Below are 13,645 nucleotides of genomic sequence, written 5' to 3'. Positions count from 1 at the left end.
CCTCACATGATGATCGAGATTGTTGCATATGCAACTTGTTCTTGCACTCGGACAGTGTAATACGTCTCGCATACAACAGTTGCAGATACAACAATCGGCGTGTCGGATGCGACGAGGCACCGGACGGGCGCTACGCCTGAAGGGCCTCGATTGCGCAAGGCTCCTGACGGCGAGGTCGCAAAGCATGGATATGCTGGGCCTTGATCCCATAATCCCATATATCGGACCACTGAATCAAAGGAGAACCATGACCACGCTTGCCGTTGATATCGGAGGAACGAAGATCGCCGCCGCCGTCTGCGATGAGAACGATGCCATTATCCAGCGCTGGCGCGTGCCCACGCCGATGGACGCCGACGCGATCAACGACAACATCGCCAAGGTCTACCGCGAGGCCGTCGCCGCCGGACACCGGATCGAGGCCATCGGCGTCTCCGCCGCCGGTAACGTCGCCGCGGACCGCAGGACCATGACCTTCTCGGCGAACATCCCCGCCTGGCTCAACTACGACCTGTCCGAGCACATCGGCGCGCTCATCGACCACGCCGTGCCGGTCGTCGTCGAGAACGACGCGAACTGCGCCGGCTGGGGCGAATACGTGCACGGCGCCGGACAGGGCAGCGCCAACATGGTCGCGCTCACCGTCGGCACCGGCCTCGGCGGCGCGATCGTGATCAACGGCCAGCTGTTCCGCGGCTCCTTCGGCATGGCCGCTGAGATCGGCCATCTGCCCATGGTCCCGGACGGCAGCCACTGCGGCTGCGGCCTGCTGGGCTGCGCGGAGCGCTACACCTCCGGCACGGCGCTCGAGAACTACGCCAAGTCGGCGGTGCGCCGTCGTCCGCAGGACGCCAAGCGCCTGCTGGAGCTGTGCGGCGGCGACGTCAACAAGCTTGAAGGCCCCATGGTCTCCCAGGCCGCCCAGGAGGGCGATGAGCTGAGCCTGACCGCCTTCGACAACATCGGCGAATGGCTCGGCCGCACCATGGCCGCCATCGCGGCCGTGCTCGATCCGGACTTGTTCGTGATCGGCGGCGGTGTGGTGGCCGTCGGCGACATCCTGCTCGAGCCGGCCCGCCGCAACTACGCGCTCTACCTTGAAGGCAGTGCCTACCGCGAGCACGCGAAGATCGTCGCCGCCACCGCCGGCCAGGACGCCGGTCTGATCGGCGCCGCGAATCTCGCCCTGCGCTGAGCGTCACCCCGAGTGCCGCCGGCATCACCGCGAATGACAGTGGCCTCCCGCCCCAAGAGGACGGGAGGCCACTGGTCGTTTCAGGCCCCGTTCAGCGCACGTTCACGCCTGGAACACGTCCGGGTGCTTCGGGTCGCCCGGCTCGTCCGCCAGCAGACCCTCAAGGCCCAGGAAGGCGTGCCAGAACTCGAGCGGCTGGCCGTACGGCGTGGCGTCGCGACCGTGCGCCTGCAGGTTCCACTTGGCCTCGAGCACATCCTCCTCGCGGATGCCGTCGAAGTAGCTCTCCAGCCGGTCGCGGTTTTTCGGATCGTAGAACAGCGAGCCGATGATCTCGGTGAGCCGCTCAGCGCGCAGGATGGGCAGGGAGTCCCAGTGGCGCAGCTCGATGAAGTTCTTGAGCCGCACATCGTTGAAGTGCGTGGAGATCACATGGTTGATCTCATACGGGTTGAGTTCGCGGTCCGGGTACACGTCGGCCGCGTTCTCGTAGAACGCCGGGTGGTGCAGCTCCTTGCCGCTCAGACCCTCGGCCTCCGGGGTGTGCGTGAGATCGGCGAACATGAGCGGCGTGGACAGCACGTCCACCGCGTAGTCCTCCCAGCTAAAGCGCGGGTCGAACAGGCCGGGGATCACGTTGGTGCGCTGGAAGTCGAGGAAGTCCCACATGCGCTGACGCAGCAGCGGCCACGGGTTCTCCTGCCCCTCGAAGTACGGGGTGTTGCGGAAGTACCAGGCCAGAATCGGGCCGATCACCGTGCCCAGACGCATCTTGTCGATCGCGTCGCGCTCGTCCACGAAGTCGATGCTCACCTGCGTGGAGGCGGAGCAGCGCATCATGCACGGGCCGAACTGGCCCACGCGGCCCAGATACGCGGTCATCGCGTCATAGCGGTCCTTGGGGTTGACCTTCACGTCCGCATAGCTCGACTTGGGCTGGTAGCCGTAGTTGACCAGACGGAACCCCAGCTCGTCCAACACGGGATCCACGTCCCGGCGGAACGCGCGGTACACCGCATGCAGATCGCTGGGCTGCTTCAGGATGCCCAGCGAGCACTCCACCTGACCGCCCGGTTCCAGGGACACGGCGATGCTTTCGCGTCCCAGTCCCACCAGATGGCCGTTCTCCCAGTACTCCTTGTCCTTGTCGTAGTAGGGGGCGATGCGGCGCAGCAGCGTCTCGATGCCGTTCGGCTCGTAGTAGCTCACGGCCGTGTCGTCCGAGTTGTGCACGGGCAGATGCTCGATCTCCACGCCGAAGCCGCCGGTGCCGCGCTGCGACTTGCCGTTCTCGAAGAACTTGAGAAGGCTGGCGACGTGCTTGGGATTCGGTTTGGTCAGCAAATGTGCATAACTGATTCGTGGTGCGCTCATGGCGTTCAGCATACCGGACATCGGGCGGATGCGCGGCGGCAATCCCATATGGAAAATCGATAACGGGCTCTCGCCGGCTGCTCGTTATCCTGAGCAAGCGGCTCCCCCGCGTCATCCTGAGCGCAGCGAAGGATCCTTGGCCATTACGCACATGGTCTTAGTGCAGAAAGGTTAAGGATCCTTCGACTACGGCTTCGCCTCCGCTCAGGATGACAGCAGACGACTCCCGCGTCATCCTGAGCACCGCCCGGTCACCCCCTCGTCATCCTGAGCGCAGCGAAGGATCCTTCGTCATTTCGCATTGGTCAGTGGTGCATAAGGGTTAAGGATCCTTCGACTCCGCTGTGTCCGGCTGCGCCGGACCGTCGCCGCCTTGGCGGCGGCTCCCTTCGCCTACGGACAGCCCACTGGGCTGTCCGCTTCACGGCTCAGCGTTCAGGATGACGGAAAGGAAGCTCACCCATCCGCCGCCCCGGGCAGCCCGTGCGACGATCGGGCGCTGCGGGCCCCGTCCGCGATGGCCCGCTCAAGCGCCCGCGTGGCCAGGATCCCCACCACATCGACGGGCGCGTCCACCACGCCGGTGGCCATGACGAACACGGTGTCCCCGTCATTGGTGGTGTGCGTGGGTCGGATGGCATGCGCATAGGCATCGGCGGCCATCTGCGCGACCTTGGTGGCCTGCGCCTTGGTCAGCCGGGCATTGGTGACCACGCAGGAGATGGTGGTGTTTGCGCGCGGCGGAACCCCGAACCGATCGGACTGCCCGGCACCCGCCGCATCGGCGAATCCCGCGAGCGCCGCATCGGCCATATCCTCAATGCCCATGCCGTCCGCGGACCGCAAGCCGGCGATTGGCTCGCCGGTGTCCGGATCGACCACATTGCCGCACGCGTTCACCACGGCGACGGCCCCGCACAGGAGTTCGCCCGCCTGCTCCACATGGGTGCCGAGCCCGGCCTTCATCGCATGGGCGGGACCGCGCAGCTTGCCGACCGTGCAGCCGGTGCCCGCCCCCACGTTGCCGCGTGGCAGCGGCGAGGGCGCACGATCGAGCGCTTCGGCGCAGGCGGCGGCCCCGTCCGCCGCGGTGGGACGGACATGGGGATCGGCGAACGCCAGATCGAACACGCATGCGCCGGAGACGATCGGCACCCTGCACACGCGCATGTCGAGACCGATACCATGGCGCTCGAGTTCCTCGGCCACGCCGCAGGAGGCGGCCAGACCGTAGGCCGATCCGCCGGACAGCACCACGGCGTGGAGCACGTCGACGGTTTCCTCCGGCCTGAGCAGATCGGTCTCGCGCGTGGCCGGGGCGCCGCCGCGCACGTCCACACCGCCCGTCGCGCCGGCCGGGCACACGATGACCGTGCAGCCGGTGCCGTGCTCGGCATCGGTGTGATGGGCGATGCGGATGCCCGGAAAGGCTGAGATGTCAATCGGTGCGTTTGATGCGTTCACACGTTCACGCATTTCCGCGATCAATCCGCCTTCGTGAGGTTCTTCTTCGCAGCCGCAATCATCAGCTTCAGTCTATTGAGCTGGTTGGCTTCGGAGGCACCCGGATCGTAATCGATCGACACGATGTTGGCCTGCGGGTACACGCGGCGGATCTTGCCGAACATGCCTCGGCCGGTCACATGATTGGGCAGGCAGGCGAACGGCTGCGCGCACACCACGTTCGGCGCGCCGGTCTCGATCAGCTCCACGATCTCGCCGGTCAGCAGCCAGCCCTCGCCGGCCTGCACGCCGATCGACGTGACGGTGGCCGCCTTGTCGCGCAGCTTGTCCACGGGCCACGGGACCTCGAACTTGCCGTTGGTGCGCTCGAAGGCCTTGACCATCGGCTTGCGGTACATATCGGCGATGCGACGGATCATATGGTTCATCTTCAGGTTGCCGCCGGTGCCGAGGTGCTCCTCGTTCCAGTCGGCCGAGTAGATGCCGTTGAGCATGAAGTCGCAAATGCCCGGCAGCACGGCCTCGCAGCCCTGCTCCTCAATCAGGTCCACCACATGGTTGTTGGCGTCGGGGTGGTACTTGACCAGGATCTCGCCCACCACGCCCACGCGCGGCTTGCGCGGGATGTCGCGCAGGGGCAGCTGATCGAACGCCTCGGTCATGCGGCGGATCAGATGGCCGTAGGTGAGGAATCCGGGGCGATGGTAGTGCGCCGCGTAGGTGGACGACCATCCGTGGTGCTCGATCGTCTCGCGCGTGATGGTGTCCCACAGACGGTACAGGCGGTTCGCCGACCCGGGCTCCACTTCGTACGGGCGCACGCGCAGCAGCAGCTGCGAGAGGATGTCGCCCAGATAGAACGCTTTGACCGCGCGGTGCGCGAGGGCCGGCGTGGCGGAGAAGCCGGGGTTGTCGTTGAAGCCCTGCACGGACAGCGCGATGATCGGCACGTAGTCGTAGCCGGCGTCGGCGAGCGCCTTGCGCAACAGCGCGAGGTAGTTGGTGGCTCGGCACATGCCACCGGTCTGTGTGATCACGAGCGCGCAGCGGTGGGGATCGTACTTGCCGGTGAGGAAGGCGTTGATGAGCTGGCCCACCACGATGATGGCCGGGAAGCAGGCGTCGTTGTTCACGTATTTGACGCCGGTTTCGATGTCCTCCTGGCTGGCGTGGGTGAGCAGTTCGAACTTGTAGTGCCCGGACGTGAACACCGACTTGAGCAGCGAGAAGTGCACCGGGCTCATCTGCGGGGCGAGCACGGTGTATGTGCGCGACATCGCCTTGGTGAACGGGTGCAGGGTCTTGTACTTGCTCAGCGACGGCTTCACATCCGCGGAGGTCCTCTCGCGCTTGATGCTCGTGCGCTCGGTCTTGGAGGATTCGCCGGCCGCGTCCATATCGGACGCCGGGCAGCCGTGGGACACGGTTCCGCCCTGCGAGCCGGAACCGGCCTGCGCATCGATCTTGGACGCGCCGACCGCGATGCCGGAGGTCTCGGACACATCGTGCTTCGCCACGAACGCGGCCAGCTCGGCGATCGTGGCCTTGGCCTGATCGAGGCTGACGGATTCGGCGGTCGAAGCCGTGCCCGAAACAGCGGATGCGCCCGAAACACCAGCCGCACCCGCGCCCGCGGCATCGACCGGCGCGAACTGCCCGGCCAGCGGATGGCGCGGCTTGGCGGACGTGTCGATAATCGCCTGATCGAACGGCTCGCGGGACGTCTTCACCCAGCCGGTGGTCTTGCCCGCCACGCGGCCATCGCCGTTGCCGTCCTGCTTGGTGGGCGCAACGGTGGGTTGGGCCGTGACGCCGGCTCCCAGGGAGAGGCTGTCCCTGCGATCGCGCTCCTCCATGGCCGCCTTGAGCGAGCGCAGGCGGATCTTCGCGGCGCCCAGATTGGACACCTCGTCGATCTTGAGCTGCGTGTACACATCGCCCTTGTCCGCCAGAATCTCCTGCACCTGATCGGTGGTGATGGCGTCCACGCCGCAGCCGAAGCTCACCAGCTGCACAAGCTGCAGGTTCGGGTATTCGGACACGAAGCGCGCGGCTTCGTACAGACGCGAATGGTAGGCCCACTGATTGAAGACGCGCAGCGGCATCTTGTGGTCCTTGTCGAACGTGGGCACGGTCTTGCGGAAGCCGTCGGCCTCGTGGTTGGCCTCGAGTGCGCGCTGGGCCTTGTCGTCGTTGAGGTATTCGGTGATCTTGGGCATGTTGTGCGGATCCAACTCGCACACGGAGTCCTCGGAGAGCACGGCCATGCCGAGCGCGCAGATTGTCTCGGGGATGCCGTGGTTGACCTCGGGGTCGATGTGGTACGGGCGGCCGGCCAGCACGACGCCGCGTACGTGATGCTCCTGCATGTAGGCGAGCGCGCGCAGGCCTTCCTGCTTGACGTCGTTCTTGAACACGGTGTCCTCGCGATAGGCCGCGGCAACGGCCAGCTCGGCCTCCTCGCGGGTCACGCCGTCCGCGCCGAACACCTCGACGATGCGATCGACCATCTTCTCCTTGTTGGCGAGGTTGAAGTACGGGCGCATGAACGTGACGCCCTCCTCGGCCAGCTCGGGCATGTTGGCCTCGATCACCACCGGGTAGTTGGCCACGATCGGGCAGTTGTAGCGGTTCTGCGTGTCCGGCACGAGCTGCTGCTCGTAGGAGACGCACGGGTAGAAGATGCGCTTGACGCCTTTGGCGATCAGATCGCGGATGTGGCCATGGACCAGCTTGGCCGGATAGCAGATGTTCTCGGAGGCGATGGAGTCCATGCCCTCCTCGAACAGCTTGTGGTCGGAGCGGCCGGAGATGATCACGCGGAAGCCCAGATTGGTGAGCAGCGTGAACCAGAACGGGTAGTCCTCGTACATGTTGAGCACGCGCGGGATGCCGATGTCCCCCCTCGTGGCCTTGGCCGGGGTCAGGCGACGGTACGCGAAGGCGCGCTTGTACTTGAAGTCGTACAGGTTCGGACGATCGGAGCGCTGCTTGGTCTTGTCGCCGCCGCGCTCGCACCGGTTGCCGGTCACGTAGCGCGTGCCGTCCTCGAATTCGGTGATGGTGAGCTTGCAGTGGTTCTGGCACAGCTTGCACACATCGTGCGTGGTGGTCATGCTCAGATGGTCCAGCGCCTCGCCGGTGAGCATGGTGGACACCGGGTGGGCCGATTCGGACGTTTCGGCCGGGCAATGCATGCGGGCGGTCAGGGCCGCGCCGTACGCGCCCATCAGACCGGCGATGTTCGGTCGGGTGACCTCGCGACCGGTGAGCAGCTCGAAGGCGCGCAGCACGGCGTCGTTGAGGAACGTGCCGCCCTGGACCACCACGACCGGGCCCAGCGCGTTGGCGTCGCGCAGCTTGATCACCTTGTACAGGGCGTTGCGCACCACGGAGTAGCACAGGCCGGCGGCGATGTCCTCCGGGGCCGCGCCTTCCTTCTGCGCCTGCTTGACGGACGAGTTCATGAACACCGTGCATCGCGAGCCCAGATCCGCCGGGGCCTTGGACGCGAGAGCCTCCTGCGTGAACTCCTGAATGGTCAGGCCCAAGGACTGCGCGAAGGTCTGCAGGAATGAGCCGCAGCCGGACGAGCACGCCTCGTTCACGCAGATCGAGTCGATCACGCCGTCGTTGACGTCCATGTACTTCATGTCCTGGCCGCCGATGTCGATCACGGCGGTGACGCCGGGGCTGATCTCCTCGGCCGCGCGGTAGTGGGCCATGGTCTCCACCACGCCCTCGTCGATGTGCAGGCCGGCGGTGATCAGACCCTCGCCGTAACCGGTGGCGCAGGCGCGCGCCACATACGCCCCCTCGGGCAGGGCGTCGGTGACCTTGCGCACGATGTCCGCGGCCGCCAGCAGCGGGTTCTCCTTATGCGTGGCGTAGGTGGACCACACGATCGTCTTGTCGTCGTTGATCAGCGTGGCCTTGATGGTGGTGGAACCGGCGTCGATGCCCAGGAAGTGAGGGCCGTGCGCGCCTTCGAGGTTGCCCACGGCGATCTTCTGCTTGGCGTGGCGCTCATCGAATTCGCGCTTCTCCGCGTCGTTGAGGAACAGCGGACGGATGGTGCGGGCGGTGTTGGGACGGTTCTTGAGCGAGTCGAGCGCGGCGAGCACGCCGTCCAGCGTCGACAGGTCGAAGTGACCCTGCGATTCGACCTCGGACAGGGTCTGGGATTCGCCGTTGGAGAAGTGCAGCGGGTTGTCGTCCGCCTTGGGCTGTGCGCCCTGCGCAGGCTGGCCGGCTTCGTGGCGCTTGACCTTCAGGGTGGCAAGCCCGTCCTTCATATCCTCGAGCATGCAGAACGCGGGGCCGAACGGGTCGTTCACATCCTCGGACAGCGGGTTGCCCTCCACGCCGGCGGTGCGCTCCACGGTGGCCTTGGCTGCCTCGCCGGCCTCCAGCGCGGCGCCGTACGCCACGTACAGATGGGCGTCCTCGGGGACGATGTAGTTGTCCACCTTGCCTTCGAGGATGCGCTTGAACGCCTCGCGCAGCTCGGACATAAAGAACAGCGGTCCGCCCAGAAACACGATGTTGCCCTTGACCGGACGTCCGCAAGCCAGACCGGCGATGGTCTGGGTGGCCACGGCCTGGAAGATGGACGCGGCCAGATCCTCCTTGTCCGCGCCGTCGTTGATGAGCGGCTGGAGATCCGACTTGGCGAACACACCGCATCGGGATGCGATGGGGTACAGCGTCTTGTACTGCTTGGCCAGATCGTTCAGACCCGAAGCATCGGTGTTGAGCAGCGTGGCCATCTGATCGATGAACGCACCGGTGCCGCCCGCGCAGGAGCCGTTCATGCGCTGTTCCGGCACGGGCTTGAGGTAGGTGATCTTGGCGTCCTCGCCGCCGAGCTCGATGATCACGTCCGCCTCGGGGTAGCGCGCGTCGATCGCGTCGGTTTCCGCGATGACCTCCTGAATGAATTCGCAGCCGAGCTGGTTGGCGAGCTCGAGACCGCCGGAGCCGGTGATGGCGAATCTGATGGGTCGGTTCTCCATGCCCTTGTCCGCCAGCGACTTCTTCACGTCCTCCAGCAGCCCGGCCACGGCCTGACGCACGTTGGCGTGATGACGGCGATAGTCGGAGAACAGCGCGTCCTTGAGATCGTCGGACTCGCCCAGCACCACGGCCTTGACCGTCGTGGAGCCGATGTCGAGCCCAACGCGCAGGGTTCCCGTCGTTTCAACCATTCTTACCTCAATCATTCCATTTTCCGGGTGGGCGATGGGTCTGCAGCACAGCGTCTTCAGACGTCATCCACCCTTGGGCCCGGCGTCCCACTAGTAGCTAATGTAGTCGGCGCCGCACCCAGCCCACGAATCGGCCCATGTGATTTTGCCAACAAAAAACACCTAACCCAACATCCGCCACGTCATTGGCGAAATTGGTCAGGTACGTAACTCCCAGCATTTATTCAGGGAATCACCCGTACAACATTGAGGTTCATGCGGTTATATGAAGACATCGGCCACGAAGTCAGTGGCCCGCATAATTGAATCTTCCTCTCTTCTCTCTTTCCGTTGAAAGCCCGGCCCCAAACGCCGGGCTTTCAACGTTTTCAAGCATGTGCGGGCCGGGCCCCTCAACCATGATTCATGTCGATCACGCACCGGCCGCGCAGGCGTCTCCCTCGACGCCCAATGAAAAAAAATGTCAAACCCGCGGCGATCGGTCGCCGGCAGGTTGTTCAGGCTTATCCGTCCACTCACGGACGGCGGGATGTTGGTTCAGCGTCCGATGCTTCAGCGCTCAATGCCGTACTCAAGGAACACGTACATGTCGAATCCGTTGTCGGAATCGTGCTGCGCATCGGAATGATGGCTGTTGTTCTCCTGCATGATGATCTCCTTTCGTTTTCACTACTTGGTTTAGACCATCGGTGTGTCCGACTTGTATGCGGACGGATAACGGCGCGTGAATTCGACTCGGCCTGTAGGTGAATTCACGCGCGCGTATATCCATCAGCCATCCATCCGCTATCCGCCGACCGTTCCGTCAGCGCGTCAGGATCTCCTCCAAAGCGCCGATCACGCCTTCCGGCATCTCGGAAACCCAATAATCATGCGGGTTTTCGGCCTTCCTGTCCAACGAGCGCAGGCCGGCGAGGGCACGCACGCCATCGCGCCGGATCTCCCGGTAGGCCACATCCTTGGTCCAGTAGCGCATCTGCGCATGGAGGATCAGATCGTACGCGTCGCGCACGGCCGGATCGTCGGCGATCGCCAATCCCGCCGCCTCGATCCGCAGATCGGCGCCCGTGGGGATGCCGGACACCTCCACCGTCAGGCTGAGCGTGTCCTCGTCGTATTCCAGCGTGCACGGCATAGCCATCGCGGTCCTTCCATCGCCCGCACCGCTGGCCAGCACGCTGACCGACCCGGCATCCAGCGGCGCAACGCCACGGAACGTGACCCGCCAATCACGCTGCGCGGGCACGGCGGCCGCATCGCCCTCGACCGCATGGATGGTCAGCGCGCTTGTATCCCCGCCGTCGGTGCGCTCACCGTTCCACGCGAACGACACACGGGTGTCCGCGCTGGCCGATCCGAACGCGCCGTTGTCCTCACGGATCATGAACGCGCCATCCGCGCCGGGGAAGACCAGCAGTTCCAGCGCTGAGGGGTTGCCGATCGCGTTCACGCCGGCGCCGCTTTCGATCTGCTGCAGCGGCACGATCGCACCGGCCTTGGCGAACACCGGGATGCGGTCGAGGGCACGCCACACGGCAAGCCTGCGGCCATCGTCATGCGCCACGGTGTATCGGCGACCGTCGAACAGGTCGAACCACTCCCCCTGCGGCAACCACAGATCCGCGGATCCTCGCTGCGCGGCCCGATCCATAGGCCGCACGATGGGCGCGGCCACCAGCTCGCTGCCGAACCAGTACGTGTCCGGATAGGCGTAGGCGGCCGGATTGTCCGGGGCGAGCCAGTACATGGGCTCCACGATCGGACGGCCCTGCTCGTGCGCACGGTAGTTCATGCTGTGCAGGTACGGGATGAGCGCGTGGCGCAGCCGCAACGACGCCGTCATGGACCGGCGGACGTCCGGCGGGAAGTTCCACGGCTCCTTGCCGGCGAACGGGGAATTCGAGGAATGCAGGCGGTTGATGGGGCTGAACACGCCGAGCTGGTACCAGCGGGCTTCAAGTTCGTCGTCGCGGTAGCCGAACATATGCCCGCCGATGTCATGGCTCCACCAGCCGTAGCCGATGTTCGACGCGGTGGCGGTGAATTCTGGTTGGAACGCGAGCGATTCCCATGTGACGATCGTGTCCCCGGAGAAGCCCACGGGGTAGCGGTGCGATCCGGGCCCCGCATAGCGGGAGAAGGTCATGGGCCACCGGCCGTCGCGGCCGGAGTCGAGGTAGTGCATGTGGTTCAGGCCCCACAGCGGATCCAAGCCGGGCTGACGGGTGACGCCACCCTGCTGCCAGTCCAGCCACCAGAAGTCCACGCCTTCGGATTCAAGGCCGTGGTGCATGTCCAGATAGGCGGCCATGAATCGCGGATCCGACGGGTCGAACTCGATGTTCTCGCCGGTGGAGGGATCCACACCCACCGCTTCGGCCACCTGCGGGTAGCGCTCCTCGAAGGCGCGGATGCCGTCGCGCGGATGCACGTTCAGGGTGGCCTTGAGCCCGCGCTCGTGCAGATCCTCCAGGAACCGCACATGATCGGGGAACAGCTTGCCGTTCCACGTGTACCCGGTCCATCCGGACCCGTACTTCGGATCCACATCGTCCACCAGATGCCAGTCCATGTCGATCACCGACGTGGTGAACGGGATGCCCTCGGCCTTGAACCGATCCATCAGCTTCAGATACTCGTCCTGCGTGTACGGATAGTATCGGCTCCACCAGTTACCCAGCGCGAATCGGGGCAGCAGCGGCTGAGGACCGGTGAGGCGGTAGAAATCCCTGACGGCATCGGTATAGCGCCGGCCGTAGCCGAAGAAATACAGGTCGATCGTGGTGCCGTTGGAGGTGTTTCGCGGCGTGACCCATGTGCCGAACGGATTGGGTTTGCCGTTCGCCTCGTCCGTCTGCACGATCAAATTCGACGTCGAATCGTCCAGCACCGCCCAGCCGTCGCGCGAGATCACGCCATCGTCCAGCGGGATACGGCCGTCCGCCTCGTCGAGCGTGCGCGCGGTGCCCTTGAGGTTGCCCGCGGGGTTGTCGCCATAGTGCCACGTATTGTGCTGGCTGTCGCGCACACCCTTGACGATGATGCTCAGCCCCTCCTTGCTGAAGGGCTTGCGATCGTAGGTCAGTGTGATCGCATCGGTGTCGATGACCAGCAATCCATCACGCTCCCACGTGCGGTACGCGGGTGCCGCGCCGAAATCGCGATTGATCACGACCTGCGTCTGACGGTCCTCGAACACGCCGTCATCCGACCATTCCAGGCGGACCAATGAGTCCGTGATCAGACCGATGCGCCACCGATCCCCCTGAATGACGCCCGCCGCCTGCATGATGGGATTTCCTTGCAGTGTGAAATCCTTGGGATTGGGTCGATAGGTCATGTATCGCTCCTTTGTCGATCCGTGGCTTACGCCTTATATGATGTCTGACCACGATTTTATACAACGCCCTTCCCCGTCAAGCCGGGCGTACCGTCCACGTCATCCCGTGCGCAGCTCACTTGTCCCTCCCGTCATCCTGAGCAAAGCGCAGTTGTCTCTACCGTCATCCTGAGCACCGAGCCGTGAAGCGGACAGCCCTGCTGGCTGTCCGTAGGCGAGGGGAGCCGCCGCCAAGGCGGCGACGGTCCGGCGCAGCCGGACACCGCAGCGGAGTCGAAGGATCCTTAACACCGCGCACAAAGTCAAGGCTCCGCGTGCTCCGCCCGGAATGACGCCGCGGCCGACATCGCCCGGTTTGCCTCAACGCCGAACCCAAATTATGGGATCCGCCGGCAAGTCGCTCGCGCTTTCCTGTTTGCCGGCGGATTCCGCGATCGCGGGGCCGGGAAGACCCGTGAGCCAGGTCAGGGATCCTTTCGTCTCCATTGCGCCCGACTGGGCCAGACCGCCGCCTTAAGTGGTCCGGCCCGTCGCGTCCCGTGATCCCATGCAATAATCCAAAGGAGTTTCGGCCGAAAAACGCAAAAATCCCGACGACGAAAACGGACTATGATGCAATTTTCCCGACGCACGGCCCTCAACACGGGCGCCGAGCCCTGAAACGGGCAAGCCCTCCCGTCATCCTGAGCGAGCGGAGCGAGTCGAAGGATCCTTAACACCGCGCACAAAGGCAAGCATCCTTCGCGTGCACCCAGGATGACGTTGCGGCCGGCTACGCCCAGGACGCCCGGGCGTCGAACCGAGCCGCAAAATCCGACGGCAAGCCGTTCGCGCTTTCCTGTCTGCCAGCGGATCACGCAACATGGCGGGCCGCCACTCAGTGCATGGAATTAAGGACCCTTCACCGCGTTCAGGATGACAACACAACCCCTCCCCGTCATCCCGGGCGGAGCCAGCCAGCGCGCAGTCGAAGGAACCCCAACCCCGCGCACCGGCAAACCCAACCCGCGGAAAACAAAAAAGGCCCGGAGGGCAAACACCCTCCGGGCCAAACAAAGAAATATT

General features: G+C 64.9%; 5 protein-coding genes. 1 reads left to right on the top strand and 4 read right to left on the bottom strand.

All coding sequences use genetic code 11. The features are described 5' to 3' along the window. Window positions 1-247 precede the first annotated feature (247 nt). Window positions 248-1,195, top strand: a complete 948-nt coding sequence (locus EMO90_RS11135) for an ROK family glucokinase (RefSeq protein ID WP_150354785.1) — start codon at window positions 248-250, stop codon at window positions 1,193-1,195. A 102-nt stretch (window positions 1,196-1,297) separates the two neighbouring features. Here the strand turns inward: EMO90_RS11135 and EMO90_RS11130 are convergent, their stop codons facing one another. The 4 genes from EMO90_RS11130 to EMO90_RS11115 form a co-directional block, all read right to left on the bottom strand. Continuing rightward, window positions 1,298-2,569 (bottom strand): glutamate-cysteine ligase family protein, encoded by a 1,272-nt coding sequence (locus EMO90_RS11130; RefSeq protein ID WP_150354786.1) that lies wholly within the window; start codon window positions 2,567-2,569, stop codon window positions 1,298-1,300. Window positions 2,570-3,025: 456 nt separating this feature from the next. Next, a complete protein-coding gene (locus tag EMO90_RS11125; RefSeq protein ID WP_223849832.1) occupies window positions 3,026-4,033 on the bottom strand; it encodes a P1 family peptidase in 1,008 nt (335 codons plus the stop codon). Between the two features lie 20 nt (window positions 4,034-4,053). Then, on the bottom strand, window positions 4,054-9,240 hold the full coding sequence (locus EMO90_RS11120) for an acyl-CoA dehydratase activase-related protein (RefSeq protein WP_395953327.1): 5,187 nt from the start codon (window positions 9,238-9,240) through the stop codon (window positions 4,054-4,056). A gap of 805 nt (window positions 9,241-10,045) precedes the next feature. Continuing rightward, on the bottom strand, window positions 10,046-12,580 hold the full coding sequence (locus EMO90_RS11115; protein WP_223849833.1) for a glycoside hydrolase family 31 protein: 2,535 nt from the start codon (window positions 12,578-12,580) through the stop codon (window positions 10,046-10,048). Between the last annotated feature and the right edge of the window lie 1,065 nt (window positions 12,581-13,645).

The organism is Bifidobacterium vespertilionis (assembly GCF_008698145.1).
GTDB classification, from domain to species: domain Bacteria; phylum Actinomycetota; class Actinomycetes; order Actinomycetales; family Bifidobacteriaceae; genus Bifidobacterium; species Bifidobacterium vespertilionis.
This window is presented reverse-complemented; position numbering and strand designations above follow the sequence as displayed.

Excerpts from the sequence above, each read along its gene's own strand:
- EMO90_RS11135 (WP_150354785.1), top strand. The coding sequence starts at position 248 with ATGACCACGCTTGCCGTTGATATCGGAGGAACGAAGATCGCCGCCGCC.
- EMO90_RS11130 (WP_150354786.1), bottom strand. The coding sequence starts at position 2,569 with ATGAGCGCACCACGAATCAGTTATGCACATTTGCTGACCAAACCGAAT.
- EMO90_RS11120 (WP_395953327.1), bottom strand. The coding sequence starts at position 9,240 with ATGGTTGAAACGACGGGAACCCTGCGCGTTGGGCTCGACATCGGCTCC.
- EMO90_RS11115 (WP_223849833.1), bottom strand. The coding sequence starts at position 12,580 with ATGACCTATCGACCCAATCCCAAGGATTTCACACTGCAAGGAAATCCC.